Source organism: Streptomyces sp. CNB091, from assembly GCF_000377965.1.
In genome coordinates this window covers 37,545-58,097 of record NZ_KB899002.1, presented here as the reverse complement: position 1 = coordinate 58,097, position 20,553 = coordinate 37,545, and the positions used below count along the sequence as shown (strand labels likewise).

Genomic DNA, 20,553 nt, shown 5'->3' with positions numbered 1-20,553 from the left:
GGAATGATGCGGTTACGTAGAGCTATCGACGTTGGAGCGGGACATGGTGGAGAGAGGTGGGCCAGGATGAGGCGAACGGGAGTGGCGAGGAGGGCGTTCGTGCTGGGTGCGGCCGGACTGCTGGCGGCGATGACGTCGGCCGGTGACGCGGTCGCCTCGCCGGCGGGGAGGAGAGGGGGCGGCGGAGGGTTCGCGGCGCCGGGTCAGATGCGCGGTATGTGGATCGCGACGGTCGCCAACATCGACTGGCCGTCCAAGCCGGGGCTCACGGCGGCGCGACAGGAGACCGAGCTGCTCGCGTATCTGGACCGGGCGGTCGAGCTGCGGCTCAACGCGGTGGTGTTCCAGGTCCGGCCGACCGCCGACGCCCTGTGGCCCTCGCCGCACGAGCCGTGGGCCGCCTGCCTCACCGGGACCCAGGGGAAGGACCCGGGCTGGGACCCGCTCGGCACGGCGGTGCGCGCGGCGCACGACCGGAGCCTGGAACTGCACGCCTGGTTCAACCCCTACCGGGTGGCGAACCACACCGACCCCACCCGCCTCACCGCCTCCCACCCGGCCCGGCTGAACCCGAGCTGGGTCGTGCCGTACGGGGGGAAGCTCTACTACAACCCCGGGCTGCCGGAGGTCCGCCGCTTCGTCCAGGACGCGATGCTGGACGCCGTGCGGCGCTACGACATCGACGCGGTGCACTGGGACGACTACTTCTACCCGTATCCGGTGGCCGGTCAGACCTTCGACGACGACGCGGAGTTCGAGCGGTACGGCGGCGGCTTCGCCGACCGGGCGGCCTGGCGGCGCGACAACATCGACCGGCTCGTGCGCGAGACGGGGGAGCGGATCCGGCAGATCAAGCCCCACGTCCGCTTCGGCGTCAGCCCCTTCGCGGTCTGGCGCAACGCGGCGACCGATCCGCTGGGTTCGGACACCCGGGCGGGAGTGCAGACCTATGACGACCTGTACGCCGACACCCGCAAGTGGGTCAGGGAAGGGTGGATCGACTACATCTGCCCGCAGATCTACTGGCACGTCGGCCAGGCCGCCGCCGACTACGCCAAGGTCCTCGCCTGGTGGAGCCGGACCGTCCGGGGCACGGGCGTCGAGCTGTACGTGGGCGAGGCGCTGTACAAGGCGGGTGACCCCGCCCAGGCGGATCCCTGGCAGGACCCGGCGGAGCTCTCCCGCCACCTCACCCTCGCCCGGGACCACGCGGAGGTGGGCGGCCATGTCTTCTTCTCCGGGAAGAGCGTGATGGCGGACCGGATCGGCGCGATGCGACGCGTGGTGGCCGACCACTACACGGACCGGGTCCGGCTCTATCCGGACCGGGGCCGCACGTATCCGCACCGCGGGCGCCCTTCGGCGAGGTGATCCGGGTCCCGGGTCCCGGGTCCGGTCTCCGGCGGTGCGCGCGGGGGCCGGGCCGACCGGGGCAGCGCATGGCTGAGGGCAGCGCATGAGCGCATGGCTGACGGGCGCGCGGGGGCCGGGGCACGGGTGTGCGGGCCCCGGCCACCGCGCATCCTGCCGCTACGGCCCGTCCTTCGGCGCCTCCCTGTGCTGGACGACGCTGTCGGGGCCCGGTGACATCAGGTGTTCACGGCCGTCCTCGAAGCGGAGCCGGTACGGGGGAGCGCCCCCGTCGCCGAGCACCTCGATGATCTCGGCGACCCGGTCGTGCTGTCCCACGGTCCTGCCGTGCATCAGCAGCCGGTCGCCCGTGTGTGCCTCCATCGGGAGCGCCCTCCTCACAGGGGGAGACGGTGTCCGTGTCGACAAGTCTATGACCGTACGCGCCGGGATTCCCCCGCTGCGCCGCGGCCGGCCCGCTGGGTGGCGGCGATGCAGACGAGCACGGCCACCGCCGCGACCGGAGCCGCGGCGGACATCTCCTCGCCGAGCAGGAGGAAGGACCACACGAGCGTGAGCAGCGGCTGGGCGAGCTGGAGCTGACTGGCCCGGGCGACCCCGATCGCCGCCATGCCCCGGTACCAGACGTACAGCCCGAGGAAGGTCGACCCGGCGGCGACCCACACCAGGCCGAGGACGCCGTGGGCGTTCAGGTGCACGGGTTCGAGGGGCAGGGCCACCAGGGCGCCCGCCACCGCGAGCGGCAGGCACAGGACCAGGGCCCAGCCGATCACGTGCCATCCCGGCATCAGTCGGGCCAGCCGGCCGCCCTCGGTATACCCGGCCGCGCACACGAGGAGCGCGCCGAACAGGTACAGGTCGCCGGGGGCGAGAGCCCCGCCGCTCTGCTGCACGGTGAAGGCGATCACCACGGTGGCCCCGGCGAGAGCCGCGGTCCAGAACGTGCGTGAAGGGCGCTCGCCGGTGCGCAGGGACCCCAGCACCGCCGTGGTCAGCGGCAGCAGGCCCACGACCACGGCCGCGTGCGAGGTGGTGGAGGTCTCCAGGGCCAGCGTCGTCAGCAGGGGGAAGCCCACCACCACCCCGCCCCCGACGACCGCGAGGCCGGCCCAGTGCCGGCGTTCGGGCAACGGGACGCGCGCGGCCAGCAGCACACTGCCCGCGATCAGGGCCGCGAGCACGCTGCGCAGAGCGACCAGGGACCAGGGGCCGAAACTCTCCAGCCCCCAGGCCGTGGCCGGGAAGGTGAGCGAGAACGCCACCACGCCGAGCCCGGCGAGCACGGTGCCGCTCCGGCTGGCCGAGGACCCCGTCGCGGGGCTGCCTCCCGACCTGTCCGCGGCCGAAGCCGTGGCCGCTTCCGACGGGATCGCCCGAGCGGTCCGAGGGGTGCCGACCGACTCGGCAACCGCTATCGACGACGACGGGATAGCGCTATTATCTGCTCTCATGCAAGAGCGTAGCAGCGTCGCCGAACTGGTTACTTCCCTGCGGGGGGATCTGAACCGCTACTCTCCTGGTGGAAAGCTGCCGTCCAGTCGCGCGCTCGTCGAGCGGTTCCGGGTCAGCCCCGTCACCGTCTCCCGCGCCATCGCCCAGCTCGCCGCCGAGGGGCTCGTCGTCACCCGCCCCGGCTCCGGCGCCTTCCGGGCGCATCCGCGCGTCGCGCCGCCCGCGCCGGGCGACACGTCCTGGCAGGAGGTGTCGCTGAGCGGCGACGGCGGGCCCGAGGTGGTGCCGCGCACCGTGGACGCCTCCGGCGTGCTGGTCACCCTCGCCGCGCCGCCGCCCGGCGTCATCGAGTTCAACGGCGGCTACCTCCACGCCTCCCTCCAGCCCGAGCGGGCGCTCTCCGCGGCCCTGGCCCGCGCGGGCCGCAGGCCCGGCGCCTGGGGCCGCCCCCCGACGGACGGACTGCCCGAACTGCGTTCCTGGTTCGCCCGCGAGATCGGCCCCGCCGTCTCGGGCACCGACGTCCTGATCACCGCGGGTGGCCAGAGCGCCCTGGCCACCGCGCTGCGCGCGCTCGCCCCGCCCGGTGCCCCGGTCCTCGTGGAGTCGCCCACCTACCCCGGGATGCTCGCCGCCGCCCGTGCCACCGGGCTGCGCCCCGTCCCCGTGCCGATGGACGCCGACGGGGTACGGCCCGAGCTGCTCGCCGACGCCTTCCGGGCCACCGGCGCCCGGGTCTTCGTCACCCAGCCGCTCTTCCAGAACCCCACCGGGACCACCCTCGCCCCCTCCCGCCGCCCCCAGGTCCTGGCGATCGCCCGCGCGGCCGGGGCCTTCGTGGTCGAGGACGACTTCGCCCGCCGGCTCGTCCACGACGACGCCGGACCGCTTCCGGCGCCGCTGGCCGCCGACGATCCCGACGGCGTCGTCGTCCACGTCTGCTCGCTGACCAAGGTCACCTCGCCCAGCCTGCGGGTCGGTGCCCTGGCCGCCCGCGGGCCGGTGCTGGAGCGCCTGCGGGCCATCCAGGTCGTCGACAGCTTCTTCGTGCCCCGGCCGCTCCAGGAAGCCGCGCTGGAACTCGTCGGCTCCCCGTCCTGGGACCGCCACCTCGCCGCCGTCGCCACCGAGCTGAGGCACCGCCGTACGGCCATGGCGGCGGCTCTCGGCGGCGAGCTGCCGGAACTCGCGCTGCCGCATCTCCCGGCGGGCGGCGGCAGCCTCTGGCTCCGGCTCCCCGGAGGCGCCGCGGGAGCGGCCACCGACGAGCCGGCCGTCGTCTCGGCCGCCCTGCGCGCCTCCGTCGCCATCGCCCCCGGGCGCCCCTACTTCTGCGCCGAACCCCCGGCCGGCCACGTCCGCCTGAGCTTCGCCGCGGTCTCCGGGGCGGCCGAGATCGCGGAGGGCGTCCGCCGCCTTCGTACCGCCTTCGACGGGCTCCTGGGCGGCTGACGCGGCGCGCCCCGACGTGCGCGCCCTCTTGACCAAACAGGCGTTCGGCCCCACGATCCCGCCATGACGCTTCGGGTCTCCCTGGTCGCAGCGGCGCGCAGCTCCTCCCGGCTGGCCGAACGCTTCGACGACGACCGGCCGCTCGATCAGGCCGGCTGGCACGAGGTGCAGCTCGTCGCCCACAGGCTCGTGCCGCTCGGCGCCGCCGAGCTGCGGTACTGCTCGCCCACCCCGCGCAGCCGTGCCACCGGGGACGCCCTCGGCTTCGCGCCCATGGCGCAGCCGGCCCTGCGCGACTGGGACATGGGCCGCTGGCGTGGGCTGACGCTGGGCGAGGTCACCGCCCGGGAACCGGCCGCCGTGGACCACTGGTTGGCGGACCCGCGCAGCGCGCCGCACGGCGGCGAGTCGATGCTCGGCTTCATCGGGCGGGTCGGCGGCTGGCTGGACACCCGTCCCGCCGCCGACGGCCTCGTCGTCGCGGTCGCCGAACCCGCCGTGATCAGGGCCGCCCTCGTCTACGCCCTGAACGCTCCGCCCTCCGCGTACTGGAACGTCGACGTCCGTCCGTTGTCCACCATCACGCTGACCGGCCTGCCGGGCCGCTGGAGCCTGAGCCTGGAGGCGGGCATCCGCTGACCCGGGCGGGGCCGGGGAGGCGGCCAGGGCCTGGTGTGCAGCCCCTTCCAACGCGCCCCCGACCTCTGGCCGAGCGGTGCGAACCGCTCCTACGGCCCCGGCCCCGGCCCACGGGCGCTCGGCCGCGACGGTGCGGGCGGCTCCTGCGTCCGGCCGGCTCGGATGCACCGATCGCCGTCGGGTACGTCATGAACCGGATGGGCTCCCAGCTCCCCGACGCCCCGCGCGGGACGGCCCTGGTGGACGCCGTCCGAGCGGCCCACGGGGAGACCACCGCGAGGTGAGCGGAACAGGTCGTCCGCGGTGCCGAGCCAACCCGGGTTTCGCCTGCGGTTGCCAGGAATGTGAGGATGTCACCATGACAACCAAGGTCTACTTCGACATCACCATCGACAATGCGCCCGCAGGGCGGATCACGTTCAACCTGTTCGACGACGTCGTCCCTAAGACGGCGGAGAACTTCCGCGCGCTCGCCACCGGCGAGAAGGGCTTCGGCTACGCCGGCTCCTCCTTCCACCGCGTCATCACGGACTTCATGCTCCAGGGCGGCGACTTCACCCGCGGTGACGGCACCGGCGGCAAGAGCATCTACGGCGAGAAGTTCGCCGACGAGAACTTCACGCTCAAGCACGACCGTGTGGGCCTGCTCTCGATGGCCAACGCCGGGAAGAACACCAACGGTTCGCAGTTCTTCATCACCACGGTGCTCACCCCGTGGCTGGACGGCAAGCACGTGGTCTTCGGTGAGGTCGCCGACGACGACAGCATGGCCCTGGTCCGCAAGATCGAGGCGCTCGGCTCCTCCAGCGGCAAGACCCGCGCCAAGGTCACCATCGACAAGTCCGGCGTTCTCTGACCGGTCCGATAACCCGACGGGCCCGTGGCGGGGCCGTTCCACCGACGTACGCGTCGGCGGGGCGGAACCCGGCCACGGGCCCGTGGTGTGCGGCCGCCGGTTTCCCTGCCACGTACCCCGGACTCGGGCATAATTTGACGTGTCCACAACGGGGGAGACGTGATGCGACGCACCGATGCCGCACGAGAACTGGGCGGATTCGTCCGGGAGCACCGCACGGACGGCAGCAGACGTCTGCGCCTGGCAGCAATCCTTCTGGTCGTCGGCGCCGTCGGCGCCGCCCTGGGAGCGCCCGTGACCATCGCCTCCATCGGGACCACCGACGGCGCGCCCGAACTGGCGGGCCTGCTGCTCGGGGTGGGACTGGTCGGGCTGGGCCTCGGAGTGTGGCGCCTGATACAGGCCCGCCGCACCCGGGAGCAGTGTTTCGACGTCCACGAGCGGGGGCTCACCCACCGGGTCGCGGGCAACGCCACGCTGATCCCCTGGACGGACATCGAGCGGATCGGCTCCGCCTCGACCGAGGACGGACGCCCGCTCGCCGAGGCCCGGGGGACGGGCTTCGGCTTCGCCATCGAACTGCGCGACGCGCGGAAGATCCGGGTGGACACGTTCACCGAGGACGCGCGGGAACTGGCCGGGACGATTCACCGTGCGGTGAACCTGGGCCAGTTCCCTCAGGGACGGGGCCGTCGCCCCTGACGCCAGGCGCGTTCGTCCGCCGGTCCGCTGATGGCCGGATTACCGATGATGGGATTACTGTCGGCCGGACTGCGCGGCCCGCTCGGCGTTGCGCTCCTTGATCCGGGCGGACTCCTTGCGCACCTCGGCCTGCGTGGCGCGCTCCTTCTCGAGCCACTCGGGCATCTCGTCCTTCAGCGCGTCGATCTGCTCGGTGGTGAGCGCCTCGGTGACCCCGCCGCGGGCGAGCCCCGCGATGGAGATGCCGAGCTTCGCGGCGACGACCGGGCGGGGGTGCGGGCCGGTGCGGCGCAGCTCCACCAGCCAGGCGGGCGGGTCGGTCTGGAGGGCGTTGAGCTCGGTGCGGGAGACGGCACCCTCCTGGAACTCGGCGGGGGTGGCCTGGAGGTACACACCCAGCTTCTTCGCCGCCGTGGCGGGCTTCATGGTCTGGGCGGTCTTGTGCGACGTCATGGGTCCAGGGTATCGACCATGGGACATACCTCCGACCACCTGCCGGTAGCCTGGTTCCGTGACAGGCTCGGACATCCCCTCATCCTTCAGGCTCGCGTACGTTCCCGGCGTGACGCCCACCAAGTGGGTGAGGGTCTGGCGCGAGCGGCTGCCCCACACCTCTCTGGAACTCGTCCAGGCCACCGCGGCCGAGGCGCCGGAGCTGCTGGCGGACGGCGGCGCGGACGCCGGTCTCGTACGGCTCCCGGTCGACCGGGACGTCCTGAGCGCCATCCCCCTCTACACCGAGACGACCGTCGTCGTGATCCCCAAGGACCACGTCGCGACCGCCGCGGAGGAGGTGTCGCTCGCCGAGCTGTCCGACGAGATCGTGCTGCACCCGCTGGACGACCTCCTCGCCTGGGAGACCCTGCCCGGCCGCCCCGCCGTCGAGCGCCCGGCGACCACGGCGGACGCGATCGAGCTGGTGGCGGCGGGCGTGGGCGTCCTCCTCGTCCCGCAGTCCCTGGCCCGCCTCCACCACCGTAAGGACCTCACCTACCGTCCGGTCCCGGACGCTCCCGAGTCACGCGTCGCCCTGTCCTGGCCCGAGGCGGAGGCCACCCCCGACCTGGTGGAGGAGTTCATCGGGATCGTCCGGGGGCGCACCGTGAACAGCACCCGTGGCCGCGCGGCCACCCCGCCGCGTCCGGCGAAGAACAAAGCGAAGGACAAGGGCAAGGACAAGGGCAACAAGAGCAAGGACAACAAGGGCAAGGACAACAAGGCCAAGCGGGCTGGGGCGGGCGGTGGCGCTGGCGGCGCCCGGAACAGGTCCGCGGCGGGCAGGAAGCCCCAGTCGGGCGGCCGGACCGGCGGCCAGGGCGGCAAGCGCGGAAAGCCGCGGGACCGGTAGCGTACCGAGCTCCGGCCCGCGAGGCGTCGCATCCGGATTCGGCCCGCGAACGCCACCACACGCCGGTTGTCTCGTTGATGGGGCAACCGCCGTATGCAGGGGAGCGTCCGTCCGATGCCGAACATCCGCAGACCGATCCCGAACATCCGCAGGTGGTCGTCGACCGCGCGCGGGCCGTTGCCGAGCACCCGCAGAGCCCAGCGCCTCGGCCTCGTCGGGATGCTGCTCATCGCCGTGGCCTTCGCCGGGTTCCAGCTGACAGCCGTCACCGGTCGGGCCTCGCCCGACACGAAGAACTACCTCTCCTACGCCCTGAGCCTCAGCGGCGCGGACCGCCAGGAGGCGGGCCGGCTGGCCATCGACTACTCCTGCGCCAGCGGCCAGCACCAACTGGACTTCATCCCCTGGACCAGCAGGAAGGCCGCGGGAGAGTCGGAGGAGAGTTGCGTACGCCGGTTGAACGACTCGGTCGCGTACTGGTCGGACCACGGCAACACGTCGGGGATGACCGCACCGTTCGCCAACCAGCGCTTCATGGCCATCTTCGAGGCCAGGCCCGGCTATCCGCTGTTCCTGGTCCCCTTCGTGGCCGCCTTCGGAGCGACCTGGGGTCTCTGGCTCGCCGGGCTCGTCGTCGCGCTGGCCGGAAGCGTCTGCGTCCTGCTCACCCTGCGGGCCGCGGGGGCTTCCCGGCGGGCCGGGCTGGCCGGGCAGGCCCTGTACCTCGCCCTGCCCACCGGCACCGTCGCCATGAACCCCCTGAGCGACGGGCTCTCCCTGGCGCTCGGCACGGCGGTCGCCCTCGGCTGCGTCCTGCTGCTGCGGGACCGGCCCCGTACGGGCACGGCGCTCGTGACGGGCGGCCTCGCCCTGATGTTCCTCGTCCGCTACTCGCAGGCACTGCTGCTGGCGGCCGCTCTCGCGGGCGTCTTCCTGGCCCGGGCCGGGTGGCTCCGGTGGAAGCGACGGGCGCTCGCCCCCGCACTCCGGGCGGCCGGACTGTGCGGTGCGCTGGCGGCGATCGTCTACGCCGGGGCGCATCTCCTGTCCTGGCCCATGGGCGAGGACAGCGCCCAGGACCTGCTGACCCACCACTACCAGCGCCCCGACCGGCCCGACCCCTGGCCCGAGTTCTTCGTCCAGGAGCGGGTCTTCTGGTCGGCGTGGCTCCGGCGCCAGGCCACCTACCCGGTCCTCCCCGTCCTGCTCGCGCTCTCGGCCTGGGCGCTGCTGAGACGGCGCTCCGTGGTGCTGCCCGTCGCCCTGGCGGCAGGGGCGGCGGGCCTCCTCAACCAGGCGGGCCACCCGAACCTCGACCAACTGCTGGGCCACCGCCTCATCGTGTTCGTCTGGCTGCTGCCCGTCCTGGCGATTCCGCTGCTCCTGGACCGGCCGCCGACCGACCCCCCGCCCCACGACGACACCACGCCACACGCCGCACCGGTTTCCGTGGGCGACGTCCCGGGTGAGGTCCCGAGCGACGTCGCGGGCGAGGTCCCGGGTGAGGTCCCGAGCGACGTCGCGGGCGACGTCCCGGGCGAGGTCCGTCACCCCACGTCGCGCAGCTGAAGAAGGTAGGCGGCGGTCAGCGCGACGGCGCGGTCCTCGTCGTGCAGCAGCTCCCGGAGAGCACGTGAGGAAGCCGTCCCCGGGACGCCCGCCAGCGCCTGGGTCAGCCGCCCGCGCGCCGACGCGCCGGTGGTGTCCCGGGAGAGGCGGTCCATGAGCACGGCCGCGATCCGGTCCGCCGCCGTGTCGTCGCCGGCCAGCAGGCTCAGCGCGTCGGCCGCATCGGTGTCGTTCGTCCCCGCCACGACCAGGTCGACGAGCGCCGGGACCGCATCGGCCTCGCCGCGCGTCCCGAGGGCCAGGGCGGCGCAGCCGCGGACCACGGCATCGGGGCTCGCCAGGGCGTCCCGCAGCAGCGCGGTGGCCTCACCGCCGGGCATCTCGGCGAGGGACCGTACGGCGCGTTCCCGCACCGCGGCCTCCGGTGAGCCGAGCCCCTCCGCCAGCAGCGCCGGGCCGCGGCCGCCCGATCGCGCCAGCGCCCAGCGAAGGGCCCCGGCCACCTGCGGGTCGCCCTCGCCGAGCGCCGCCTCGACCAGGGCCTCCACCGGTACCTCGTCCACCGAGGCGAGGGCGGCGCGCTGGCGGGCGTCGGCGCTCGTGGACCCCAACGCCCCCAGGAGCGTGACGACCTGGAGGACGTCCTCCCAGCCGGCCGGATCCGTGGCGTGGACGCGATGCAGCCGGGTGAGCAACTCGGTCTCCACCGCGATGCGTTCGCGCGTCCGACGGATCAGGTCGTCGACGAGTGCCGAGGGTGCGAAGCCGGGGTCGTCGAGGGCACGCCCGATCTCGCGCAACGACAGCCCCACCGCCCGCAGGCTCTCGACATGGAAGATCCGCTGGATGTCCTTCCCGGAGTACTCCCGGTAACCGGACCCCGTGCGGCCCGACGGCCGCACCAGACCGAGCGACTCGTAGTGCCGGAGCATGCGGGCACTGACTCCGGACCGCCGCGCGACTTCACCGATCAACATGCCTTAGGGACCTTCCTCCCCGGAGTGACCGGAGCCAGCGGAGCCGTCCCCGGTGTTCCCGGTGTTCCCGGTGTCCCCGGGGCCGCCGAGGGCCACGACGCGCTTCGCCTCCTCCACGGCGAGCGTGAATCCGGCGTCCGGGTCGCGCAGCAGCCGTTGGGTGGCGAGCGCGTGCGCGTGGACGAGCGGGTCGGGGCTCCTCGTCGCGGCGGCCAGTGCCGGCGCCGTCGCGTCTCCCAGGGCGACCAGCGCCTGGCTGAGACTCAGCCGGGTCTCCCGCCCGCCGCGCCCGAGCTGCGTCGCCAGCAGTACGGCCAACGCGGCCTCCTCTCCGTCCGGTACGAGTACCACCGCCGCCCGCCAGGCACTCCGCGCCACCTCGTCGTCGGCGTCGGTCAGGTGCGCCCGGGTGATCGCCGGCCACGCCCGCCGGTCCCCGATCTTGGACAGCGTGTGCAGCGCCTGGCTCCGCGCCCGCGTGCGCTCGGAGCGGAGCTCGCGGAGCAGCGGGGGAAGGGTGACGGACACCGGGTGACGGGTGAGCGCCCAGGTCAGCATGTCCCGTACGAAGAACTCCGGCTCGACCGCGCACCGCGCGACGAGCGTGCCGACGCAGCGCGGGTCCGGCGCCGAGCCGACCGCCAGAGCCGCGCGCAGCCGCACCGACGCACGGTCGTCCTCCAGCCCCCGCAGAGCTCGTACCGTGTCCGTGTCCGTGTCGTGTCCCGTGACCGTCATCGAGACCACCTCCTCGGCAAGCAGTGAAGAGCTTGTCACCGTGTCAAGGTCAACCCTGCCGTGTGCCTCGGCCGGGGGCCCGGCTCACGGGCCGCGCCAGACGTTGGCGAAAGCCGTGTTCTCGATGGTGCGCCGCTGGCGTACGGCCTCCAGCTCCATCACCGCTTCGTGGACGGTGGCGACCACGGTCGTCACCGTCTCGTCGTCGAGGCCGGGTTCGTCGTCGCCGGACCGCCCGTCGTCGATGCCCACGGCCGACGCGAGGGCGGCGAGGACGGGCTCCCTCTCCTCCCGGCGGTCGATGGCCCGGCGGCGGCCGGGGGTGTCGACCAGCTCTACGCGCCTGGGGCCGAAGGGCAGTCGGCCGCTCCTCTTCTGTGTGAGCTCGCCGTCCTTCTCCAGAGCGTCCTGGTAGGTGGCCGCGAGGTCCCGGCCGCGGCGCCACAGCCAGTCCTCGATCCGCTCGTGGGGCGGTTGCCGGGTGATCAGTGCGGCGGCCTCGCCGAGAAGCCGGTCGTCCGGCGTCGACGGCCCGTCCGGCACGATCAGGTCGCCGTCCACGGTGACGGTTCCCGTACCGATGAGATCGAGCAGTTCGGCTCCCGCGAGGGCGAGAGACAGGTCGCCCTGCCCCACGGTGTGCTCCGGTACCGGATCCATGGCGATGATGAACAGGTCTTTCGCCGTGGTCATGAACGGCTCCCCTCAGAGGCATCGGCAAGGCGGGCCCCGCCGGCCGCCCCGGCCAGGAGCCGGTTCGGCGGCGGGGCGACTGCTGCGACCAGTATCGCCCCCACCCGGACCATCCGGCCCTGGACCAGGGCCAGGTCCGGAGAAGTCGATGGCCCTCTCCCGGTGTGATCCCTAGGCTGGGCCGGTGAGCCATGGGAAAACCTCGTACGTCTGCCTCCCCTGCCGGGCCTCCTTCAAGCAGCCCCACGACCGGGCAAGGCAGCGGAACTGTCCGCGCTGTGCGGAGCCGATGATCCACGTGGGCTCGGCGTTCGCGGCGCCGAGGAGGCGGGACTCCGCGGCCTGGCGGGCCCTCGCTGTCCTGCTGAACGCGGGTGTGGGGTTCCACAAGAGCTGCTGCGGCGGGCCCGGATTCCGTCCACGGACCCCGAGTGAGGTGCGCGAGCGGCTGACGTACGCGCGGCGCAGCGGCACCCCGGTCGCCGAGGCGCTCGTCCGGTTCAACGTGCCGTAGGGCGTGATGGCCGTGGCTCGGACCCGGTCGGGCGGGCAGGCAGCCGTGTCCCCGGGGCTCCGTGGCGAGGCGGAGGGAACCCGCAGCCGGTCGTGGAGGACCGCGAAGGCGGTGCACGTGACGGGGAGGGTCACGGCCGCCGCGATCAGGAGCCCGACGATGACGGGGGCGAGGATGCCGGCGTAGTACGCGGCGAAGAAGTTGCCCGTGGCCTGTTCGACGAGGTCGCGGACGAGGGGCCGCAGGGGCAGGGCGATCTGTGCCACCAGCCGGAAAACCCCGGCGGCGAGAGCGGCCGACGGCAGCGCGAGGGCCGACGCGGGCCGCGCCGGCCCGTGTCCACGTCAGCGACCAGGAACGGCGCAGGGCCGCGCGGGGGCCGAGACCGGCGGCCGCGGCCGCCGGGGCGAGGGCGAGCGCGAGGCGCAGCAGCACGGCGATGAACAGGGCGGCCGCGGGGGAGACCATGACGAGCGTATGGGGCCACGATCCGCGTTCCAGGGGCTCCGGGGTGTCGAGGTGGTAGCCGGTGAGCCGGTCCGACACGGCGAAGACGAGCAGGGGCAGGGGCCAGACGATCAGGCCACGCAGCGTGTACACGGCGAGCACCGGTCGCAGCCGTCCGGGCACCGGGCTCCACGAGCGGTTTTCCCGGGCTGTCGCGGTGCAGTCGGCAGACTCCGCCGCGACAGCCCGGGAGCACACAGCCTGTAGGGCCGCGCTGCCGACGCCGAGGAGAAGCAGGAAGAGCGGGAGCGTGCCCAGGGCGACCGACGCCAGGTCGGTGTGGTCGTGCAAGCAGGGGTCCTCGGCTTGGTGGTACCAGACGCGTTGGTCGCGCATACGGGTGAAGACGGGCCAGGCGAGTGCGAAGACCGCGCCGGTCATCAGTAGCCCGGCCAGCCCGGACAGGCCGACGACGCGCGCCGTTTCACCCGCCAGGGTCCCCCGCCGCCGCAGGACGGCGAACGTCGCTGCGGCGAGGCCGGGTTGAGGGCTCCCACTCCTCGGCGGCGCGGGGTGGTCGTGCGGTGGGCGCATGGGACGACCTTCCTCCGCTCTACGTTCCGTACCGCACGGCTCCGTCATGTCCCCGGGGAGGACACCGGGCGGGCCCGGCGCGATTCTCCGCCGGGCGTCGACGCACCTGTCGTGCCACTGCTCGCCGAGCCCCGCGCCGGCTCCGGATCATGACCCGTCGCTTTGTGTGTCACCATATGTGCGCAGTGTCACGACGCCGTCACCTCGGTGGCCCGTGCGTCGGCGCGCCTGCGGAAACACGTTTCCCCGCCCGGCCCCACCCGCGACCGGCCCTGCCTGCCGGGAAGAGGGCCACGGCAACACCCTCATCACCAGAAGGATTTCACCCATGCGCTTCCGCTCCACCTTTGTCGCCGCTCTCGGCGCCGCTCTGCTGCTCGCCGCCGTCCCCTCCTCCGCCTCGGCCGCCGAGGGGCAGTTCCGCTACGACTACGTGACCGTCGAGGGGTATGAGGCGACCGGCTTCCTGAACAGCCCGCCCAGCGGCGAGTGCGTCAACCTCCCGGGCGTCGGCCTGGAGAACCCTGAGCCCGGGCACTCCCCGAAGAACCGCACGGACGCCTGGGCGGAGGTCTTCACGGACGTCGACTGCGAGGGTGCTTCCTTCCCCCTCCGCCCGCACACCGGCGGGGCCTCGGAGCGGCTGAAGGTGCGTTCGGTCGTCTTCCACTGACGCACTGACGCACTGACGCACTGTCGTATACCGAACCGTCGCCCACCCCTGAACCACCGCTGCACCCGCCGCCGTCCGTGACCCCCTACGGAGCCACGGGCGGCCGGACGTGCTGGGGGGCATCCTGTGCGGGGTCGGCCTTGGGGGAGCCCACGCCCCGCAGGGCGGTCATCGCGATGACCGCGGTGGTGGCGGCGACCAGAGCGCAGACGACGGCGACGATGTTCAGCCCACCGGTGTACGCGTCACGGGCGGCGGCCAGCGCCTGGTCGCCCAGCTCCGGGGAGAGCCGGCCTGCCGCGACGATGGTGCTCTCCAGGCTGTCCCCGGTGGCCCGGGCGGCTTCCTCGGGCAGCCCCTCGGGCACCTGGACCTGGCTGCGGTAGACGACGCTGCCGACGCTGCCCAGGGCTGCGATGCCCAGGGCGACGCCCAGGTCACCGCTGATCGAGGAGAGCGCCGCGGCGGATCCGCCCCTCTCCGGGGGGGCGGAACTGACCACCAGGTTGGTGCCGAGCGCCCCGGCGGGGCCGCTGCCGAAGAACACGACGATGAAACCGGACACCAGCAGCGGCAGTCCGCCGATCGGGTCGACGAAGGCGATCAGTACGTAGCCGACCGCGCCGATGCCGAGGCCCATGCCGACGACGAGCCCGAGCGGCAGCCGCTTCAGCAGCGTCGGGGCGATCTGCGCGGAGATGATGGAGGCGATGGCGGAGGGCACCATCCACAGCCCCGCCTCCATCGGGGACAGTCCCTCGACCATCTGGAAGTAGCCGGTGATGAACAGGTAGAACCCGCCCATGGCGACCATCGAGACCAGCAGGACCACCAGCGCGAAGCTGAACGAGGCGCTGCTGAACAGGCGCAGGTCCAGCAGCGGGCTTTCCAGCTTCCGCTGCCGCGAGACGAACAGTGTGCCCACCACGAGACCGACCAGGACCGCCCCGGCCGCCAGCGGGTCCCAGCCGTACTTGGCGAGCTCCTTGAGACCGTAGATGACCGGCAGGATCGTGCCGAGCGAGAGGGCCACGCTCAGCAGGTCCACCTTCCCTGCCTCGGCGTCCCGGTACTCGGGCAGCAGGATCGGCGCCAGGACCAGCAGAATCACCATGATCGGCACGCCCAGCAGGAAGACCGAGCCCCACCAGAAGTACTCCAGGAGCGCACCGCCGACCACGGGGCCCAGGGCGGTGCCGGCCATGAAGCAGCTGGCCCACACCGCGATGGCTCGGCCACGCTCCTGCGGGTCGTGGAACATGTTGCTGATCAGGGCGAGGGTGGACGGCATCAGCGTCGCCGCGGAGATGCCCAGCAGCGCGCGGGTGGCGATCAGCGTCTCGGCGCTGGTGGAGTAGGCGGCGAGCAGGGAGGTGAGACCGACGCAGGCGGCACCGATCATCAGGAGCTTGCGGCGGCCCACCCGGTCGCCGAGCGTGCCCATGGTGATCAGGAAGCCGGCGATCATGAAGCCGTAGATGTCCATCATCCACAGCGTCTGGGTCCCGGTGGGCTCCAGTGCCTCGGCGAGGTGCGGCAGGGCCAGGAAGAGGACGCTCTGGTCCAGTGAGATCAGCAGCGTGGGCAGGGCCAGCACGGCCAGCCCGGTCCATTCCCGGGCGCCCGCTTTGGGCGCGGAGGGCGCGGCGGCCTTCGATGACATGCGGTGTTCCTTCCGTGGTTTCCGTACGTGGATTTCGTACGTGGTTTCCGTACGTGCGGGTTCCGCGGGCGGCTCAGCCCGGGTAGGCGCCCTCGGCGCGGGCGTCCCGGAGCATGCGTCCCCACCAGGTCAGCTGGTCGAGCATCGACGTGGCCGCGGCGAGGGGGCCCTCGGGGTCCATCGGTCGGCCCCGGTCGTCGAACTGCTCCCGGCAGTCGGGGAAGGCGACGGAGTCGCGCACCGTGACGGCGTGCAGTCCGGGGAAGATCTGGCGCAGCTGCGCCACCGCCCGCAGACCGCCCGCGATGCCGCCGTAGGAGACGAAGCCCACCGGCTTGGCCTTCCACTCGTCGACGTACCAGTCGATGGCGTTCTTCAGCGAGGCGGGGAAGCTGTGGTTGTACTCCGGTGTCACGATCACGAACGCGTCGGACGCCGCCAGCCACGGTGCGAGGTCCCGCACCGCCTGCGGGGCGGGGGACCCGGCTGCCTCGGGGAGGACGTCGGGCAGCCACGCCTCGGCCAGGTCGATCACATCGACGTCGAGGTCGCCGCGCTTGGCGGCCTCGGCGGCGATCCAGTCGGCCGGAGCGGGGCCGAACCTGCCGGACCTGACGCTGCCGATGATGACGGCCACGCGCAGCCTGCGCTCGGGCATCCGGGTCTCCTTCGGTCGGCCGGCTTCTCCCGGCCGCCACTGTGCGCCCGGCCGCTCCCGGACTTCTCCCGGTTCGGTCTCGACCGGTGGCAGGACCGCGAGGGCCTGTCGATCGCCCCCTCGCCGGGATAGCGTGATCACATGCGTTTCGGTGTGCTCGGTCCCTTGGCGGTGTGGACGACGGACGGGCGGACGGTCCGCGTACCCGAGCTGAAGGTCCGCGCGCTGCTGGCCCTCCTCCTGGTCGAGCAGGGGCGGCCGGTCTCGGCCGACCGGCTGATCCACGAGCTGTGGGGCTCCAAACTGCCCAGCAACCCGACAGGGGTGCTCCAGACCAAGGTCTGGCAGCTGCGCCGCGCGCTGGAGGACGCCGAGCCCGGGGGGCGTGAGCTCGTGGTCTCCCTTGCCCCGGGGTATCGCCTGCGCGCGGACGGGGACGCGGTGGATTCCGGCCGGTTCCACCGGCTGGCGGCCGGAGCCCGGTCCGCCGGCGACCCGCGCGAGCGGGCGGCGCTGCTCGCGGACGCCCTGGCCGTGTGGCGTGGGCCGGCTTTCGCCGACTTCGCGGACGAGGAGTTCGCCCGTGCCGCACGGGACCGGCTGGACGAACAGCGGCTGACCGTTCTGGAGGAACAGGCGGAAGCGCGGCTGGAGTTGGGGGATCACGCGCTGGTCGCCGACGAGCTGGGCGACCTGGTCGCCCAGCACCCGTTGCGCGAGCGGCTGCGCACCGCGCACGTCCGGGCCCTGTACCTCGCGGGCCGGCAGGGGGCGGCGTTGAGCAGCTACGCTGAGCTGCGCGAGCAGTTGGCGGAGAACCTCGGGGTGGACCCCAGCCCCGGACTGGCGGCGCTGCACCGGTCGATCCTCGACCAGGACCCCCGGCTGACCGCGCCTCCCTCGCCCACGACCAGTGCTGTGCGTCCGGCGACGAACATCCCTGCCGCCCTCACCGAGCTCATCGGCCGGTCCGGGGCGATGGACGAGCTCCGCTCACTGCTGGCCGCCAACCGGCTGGTGACGCTCACGGGGGCGGGCGGTGTCGGCAAGACGCGGCTCGCCCTGGCGATGGCCTCCCAGGTCGTCGACCGGTTCCCGGGCGGGGTGCGTCTTGCCGAGTTCGCCGTGCTCGACCCGCCCCGGGGGACGGGGCGGCCGGGGACGTCCGTTCCGCCCGCCGGGGTGCACGAGGTGGTCGGCGCGGTGCTCGGGTTGCGCGACGACTCCGTCCCGAACCCGGTCGGGGGTGCGCCGCTCTCACCGGTGGACCGACTGGCGCACGCGCTGGGCGACGAACCCGCGCTGCTGGTCCTCGACAACTGTGAGCACGTGATCGAGGAGGTCGCCGAGCTGGCCGAGCGTCTGCTCAAGGCCGCACCCCGGCTGAGGATCCTGGCGACCAGTCAGAAGCCGTTGGGGATCACCGGCGAACACCTCCAGGAGGTACCGCCGCTGCGGCGCCCCGGCCCTGGGGCCGATCTCGGCCCGGCGGCCGTACGCCGCTTCAGCGCGGTAAGGTTGTTCGAGGCGCGTGCCAAGGCGGCGGCCCCCCGGTTCGTCCTCGACCGCGGCAATGTGGAGGCGGTCGTCTCGATCTGCCGCCGCCTGGACGGTATCCCGTTGGCCCTGGAGATGGCCGCGACCCGGGTCCGGTCCCTGGGGGTGGCCGAGCTGGAGGCCCGTCTGGACGACCGGTTCCCGCTGCTCGCGGCGGGCTCGCGCGGCGCTCCGGAACGGCATCGGACCCTGCGGGCGGTGATCGACTGGAGCTGGGGCCTCCTCGACGAGCAGGAACGCACGGTGCTGCGGCGGCTGGCCGTGCACGGCGACGGAGCCACCCTGGACGCGGCCGAGGCGGTCTGCGGGACCGAAGGGCCCGATCGCGCCCCGGTGATGGACCTGCTGGCCCGGCTGGTGGACTGCTCGCTGGTCGTCATGTCCGAGGGAACCGACGGCCCCCGTTACCGGCTGCTCGAATCGGTGGCGGCCTACTGCGTCGAACGCCTGCGGGGGAGCGGCGAGTTCGACGGGACGAGGCGGCTGCACCGGGCGTACTACACGGAGCTCGCCGAGCGCGCCGACCCGCATCTGCGGGGCCACGGTCAGCGGCAGTGGCTGCGCCGCCTGGACACTGAGACCGCCAACATACGGGCGGCGCTCGACAGCGCCGTACAGGGAGGGGACGCGGACCGGGCGCTGCGGCTGGTGAACGCCCTGGCCTGGTACTGGCGCCTGCGCGGCCGCAACCACGAGGCCGAGCGGTCCCTGGCCCTCGCGCTGTCGACGGCCGAAGACGCCGGCCCCCCGGCCCCCGAGGACACCGGAGCCCGCGCCCTCTCGGTGGCTCGGGCCACCGCCTGGCTGGGGGGCTTCCGGCTGACGATCCACGGCAGCACCGATCCCCGGACGGCTTACGAGGCCGCGCTCCGGCCCTACGCGGCGGTGGACGACCCCGCCGGACGGGCCAGGTCCCAGTGGTTCCTGGCCTCCACCCTCTACGGCATCGGGGACATGGCACCGAGCGAGGAGCTGGTCGCCCGCGCCCTGGACGGCTTCCGGTCGCTCGGCGACAGCTGGGGCACGGCCGCGGCCCTGGGCAGCCACACCTACCACGCGAAACTGCGCGGGGACTTCGGCGCCGTGCGGCACGACGGCGAGCGGAGTCTCGCCCTCTTCCGGGACCTGGGCGACCAGTGGGGGCAGCTCCAGGCCATGGTTCCGCTCCAGACCCTGGCGGAGGCCGTCGGCGACTACGCGTACGCCGGGCGGCTGTACCGGGAAGGGCTGCGCATGGCGGAGGCCCTCGGCCTGTGGCGGGATGTCGCCTTCCAGCTCTCGGGACTCGGACGGCTCGCGCTGCTCACCGGCGACCTGCCGGGGGCCCGGGAGCTGCACGAGAGGGCGCGCCGCCTCGCGGCCGAGCAGTCGGACACGTTCGGGGAACAGTACGCCGAGATCGGGCTCGGGCTGGGGGCCCGCAGAGCCGGCGAACTCGACGCGGCCGAGGCCCACCTGCGCCAGGTACTCGAACTGCACCGGCGGGTGGGGTACGAACCGGGAACGCCCCCGCTGATCCTGGTCGAGCTGGGGTTCATCGCCGAACTGCGGGGCGACGCGGACGAGGCCCTGCGCCTGCAGCGCGAGGGCCTGTCGGTGGCCCGCGCCACCGGCGACCCGCGGTCGGTCGCGCTGGCGCTGGAAGGGCTGGCCGGAGCGGAACTGCTGAGGGGGCGGCCCGAGGGGGCAGCCCGGTACCTGGGAGCCGCGGCGGCGGCCAGGGACGCGGTCGGGCTGCCGCTGCCCGCAGGGGAGCGGCACGACGTCGACCGCGTCTCGGCCCGGACCGTGGACCTCCTCGGCCGGGAGGCCTACGAGGCCCGGTTCGCCGAAGGCGGCGAGACGGTGGAACAGCTCCCGGGCCCAGACGTGCGCACCGGGCAGCAGCGCTCCCTCTCGTCCCACGCCAGGGGAGCCGTGGGCACGACGAACGCGTAGAGGAAGGTGTCCGCGACGCTCCCCACGCCGGGCAACGGCGGCACCGCGCGGCCGGCTTCGGCGCTCATATCGGCCCGCCGACCGCCAAGGTCGGAAGCGCCGTTTCGGAGCCTCCCCCTGTCAGGGTATGACGCTGAGCAAGGGGCATGTCCCGTTGTCGTGGTGCGGCCCGGTCGAGCCGGCCGATGTCCTGGGGGCAGATCGTGTTCTTGTCGCCCTCGGGGAGACAGCGGCGGGGGCGGCTGCGGGCGGGCGAAAGCGTCAGGCAACCTCCGCCCGAACGGCTGCCCGGCCCCGCTCAGCTCCTCCGCTCGCCCAGGAAGCAGAATTCGTTGCCCTCCGGGTCGAGGAGGGTCACCCAGCGCTGCCCGTCCTGCGCGGTGTCGCGGCGCCGGGCGCCGAGGGAGAGCAGCCGGGCTACCTCGGCCTCCTGGTCGTCGGGGCGGAAGTCGGGGTGCAGCCGGTTCTTCGACGTCCTGCCCTCGGGGACGGGAGCGAAGAGCAGCCCCGGCATCCGGTCCGGCTCGGGCCCGATCTCGATGATCTCCTCCGATTCGTCGATCACTGCCCAGCCGAGAGCCTCGGCCCACCAGCGCCCGAGGGTGATGGGGTCGGAGGAGTCGACGATGATCTGTTCCCATGCGAGTGCCATGGGTGTGAGCTTGAACAGGGTCTGCGGAGTACGGACCGCGGCCTTCATGTCTCCGGAACA

Annotated in this window: 19 protein-coding genes; 10 read left to right on the top strand and 9 right to left on the bottom strand. The window is 73.4% G+C overall.

The window, feature by feature from the left end; all coding sequences use genetic code 11:
• The first annotated feature begins 66 nt into the window (after nt 1-66).
• A complete protein-coding gene (locus D581_RS0122570) occupies nt 67-1,371 on the top strand; it encodes a glycoside hydrolase family 10-like protein (protein ID WP_469224448.1) in 1,305 nt (434 codons plus the stop codon).
• Nucleotides 1,372-1,530: 159 nt separating this feature from the next.
• Here D581_RS0122570 and D581_RS0122565 read toward each other — a convergent pair whose 3' ends face one another.
• Both D581_RS0122565 and D581_RS0122560 read right to left on the bottom strand, forming a co-directional pair.
• Nucleotides 1,531-1,734, bottom strand: coding sequence for a DUF1918 domain-containing protein (locus D581_RS0122565; RefSeq protein WP_018959466.1), 204 nt, complete (start codon nt 1,732-1,734; stop codon nt 1,531-1,533).
• Nucleotides 1,735-1,781: 47 nt separating this feature from the next.
• Nucleotides 1,782-2,822: a DMT family transporter gene (locus D581_RS0122560; RefSeq protein WP_078625904.1), complete on the bottom strand. Its 1,041-nt coding sequence runs from the start codon at nt 2,820-2,822 to the stop codon at nt 1,782-1,784.
• Here D581_RS0122560 and D581_RS0122555 point away from each other — a divergent pair.
• The 4 genes from D581_RS0122555 (at nt 2,821) to D581_RS0122535 (ending at nt 6,472) form a co-directional block, all read left to right on the top strand.
• Nucleotides 2,821-4,275, top strand: coding sequence for an aminotransferase-like domain-containing protein (locus tag D581_RS0122555; protein WP_018959464.1), 1,455 nt, complete (start codon nt 2,821-2,823; stop codon nt 4,273-4,275). The two genes, D581_RS0122560 and D581_RS0122555, sit on opposite strands and share 2 nt — an antisense overlap.
• 63 nt (nt 4,276-4,338) lie before the next feature.
• Nucleotides 4,339-4,914, top strand: coding sequence for a histidine phosphatase family protein (locus tag D581_RS0122550; protein ID WP_018959463.1), 576 nt, complete (start codon nt 4,339-4,341; stop codon nt 4,912-4,914).
• Between the two features lie 358 nt (nt 4,915-5,272).
• A complete protein-coding gene (locus tag D581_RS0122540; RefSeq protein WP_018959462.1) occupies nt 5,273-5,770 on the top strand; it encodes a peptidylprolyl isomerase in 498 nt (165 codons plus the stop codon).
• Between the two features lie 162 nt (nt 5,771-5,932).
• The gene (locus tag D581_RS0122535; RefSeq protein WP_018959461.1) at nt 5,933-6,472 is read left to right on the top strand and encodes a hypothetical protein; all 540 of its coding nucleotides are present in this window, start codon (nt 5,933-5,935) and stop codon (nt 6,470-6,472) included.
• A gap of 54 nt (nt 6,473-6,526) precedes the next feature.
• Here the strand turns inward: D581_RS0122535 and D581_RS0122530 are convergent, their stop codons facing one another.
• Nucleotides 6,527-6,925, bottom strand: coding sequence for a DUF5997 family protein (locus D581_RS0122530; protein ID WP_018959460.1), 399 nt, complete (start codon nt 6,923-6,925; stop codon nt 6,527-6,529).
• Nucleotides 6,926-6,983: 58 nt separating this feature from the next.
• Here D581_RS0122530 and D581_RS0122525 point away from each other — a divergent pair, with 58 nt between their 5' ends.
• Nucleotides 6,984-7,820 (top strand): LysR family substrate-binding domain-containing protein, encoded by an 837-nt coding sequence (locus D581_RS0122525; protein WP_018959459.1) that lies wholly within the window; start codon nt 6,984-6,986, stop codon nt 7,818-7,820.
• A gap of 177 nt (nt 7,821-7,997) precedes the next feature.
• A complete protein-coding gene (locus D581_RS0122520) occupies nt 7,998-9,389 on the top strand; it encodes a hypothetical protein (protein WP_063738209.1) in 1,392 nt (463 codons plus the stop codon).
• Here D581_RS0122520 and D581_RS0122515 read toward each other — a convergent pair.
• The 3 genes from D581_RS0122515 to D581_RS0122505 all read right to left on the bottom strand — a co-directional run bounded on the left by D581_RS0122515 (nt 9,368) and on the right by D581_RS0122505 (nt 11,797).
• Complete coding sequence (locus tag D581_RS0122515) at nt 9,368-10,366, bottom strand: MerR family transcriptional regulator (protein WP_018959457.1); 999 nt, start codon at nt 10,364-10,366, stop codon at nt 9,368-9,370. The genes D581_RS0122520 and D581_RS0122515 overlap by 22 nt on opposite strands.
• Nucleotides 10,367-10,369: 3 nt before the next feature.
• A complete protein-coding gene (locus D581_RS0122510; RefSeq protein ID WP_018959456.1) occupies nt 10,370-11,104 on the bottom strand; it encodes a HEAT repeat domain-containing protein in 735 nt (244 codons plus the stop codon).
• 84 nt (nt 11,105-11,188) lie between these two features.
• Nucleotides 11,189-11,797, bottom strand: coding sequence for a GOLPH3/VPS74 family protein (locus tag D581_RS0122505; RefSeq protein ID WP_018959455.1), 609 nt, complete (start codon nt 11,795-11,797; stop codon nt 11,189-11,191).
• Between the two features lie 184 nt (nt 11,798-11,981).
• Between D581_RS0122505 and D581_RS1000000142210 the strand changes: the two genes are divergently transcribed.
• Together D581_RS1000000142210 and D581_RS0122495 are read left to right on the top strand one after the other, a co-directional pair.
• A complete protein-coding gene (locus D581_RS1000000142210) occupies nt 11,982-12,311 on the top strand; it encodes a deoxyxylulose-5-phosphate synthase (protein WP_078625909.1) in 330 nt (109 codons plus the stop codon).
• A 1,369-nt stretch (nt 12,312-13,680) separates the two neighbouring features.
• Entirely contained in the window at nt 13,681-14,025 is a 345-nt protein-coding gene (locus tag D581_RS0122495) for a hypothetical protein (RefSeq protein ID WP_018959453.1), read from the top strand.
• Nucleotides 14,026-14,110: 85 nt separating this feature from the next.
• Here the strand turns inward: D581_RS0122495 and D581_RS0122490 are convergent, their stop codons facing one another.
• Together D581_RS0122490 and D581_RS0122485 are read right to left on the bottom strand one after the other, a co-directional pair.
• The gene (locus D581_RS0122490; RefSeq protein WP_018959452.1) at nt 14,111-15,688 is read right to left on the bottom strand and encodes an MFS transporter; all 1,578 of its coding nucleotides are present in this window, start codon (nt 15,686-15,688) and stop codon (nt 14,111-14,113) included.
• Nucleotides 15,689-15,761: 73 nt separating this feature from the next.
• The gene (locus D581_RS0122485) at nt 15,762-16,346 is read right to left on the bottom strand and encodes an NADPH-dependent FMN reductase (protein ID WP_018959451.1); all 585 of its coding nucleotides are present in this window, start codon (nt 16,344-16,346) and stop codon (nt 15,762-15,764) included.
• 141 nt (nt 16,347-16,487) lie between these two features.
• On the opposite strand from D581_RS0122485, the gene D581_RS0122480 reads away from it, so the two are divergent.
• The gene (locus D581_RS0122480) at nt 16,488-19,841 is read left to right on the top strand and encodes a BTAD domain-containing putative transcriptional regulator (protein ID WP_018959450.1); all 3,354 of its coding nucleotides are present in this window, start codon (nt 16,488-16,490) and stop codon (nt 19,839-19,841) included.
• A gap of 298 nt (nt 19,842-20,139) precedes the next feature.
• On the opposite strand, the gene D581_RS0122475 is transcribed toward D581_RS0122480, so the two are convergent.
• Nucleotides 20,140-20,493, bottom strand: a complete 354-nt coding sequence (locus tag D581_RS0122475) for a VOC family protein (protein WP_026290792.1) — start codon at nt 20,491-20,493, stop codon at nt 20,140-20,142.
• Between the last annotated feature and the right edge of the window lie 60 nt (nt 20,494-20,553).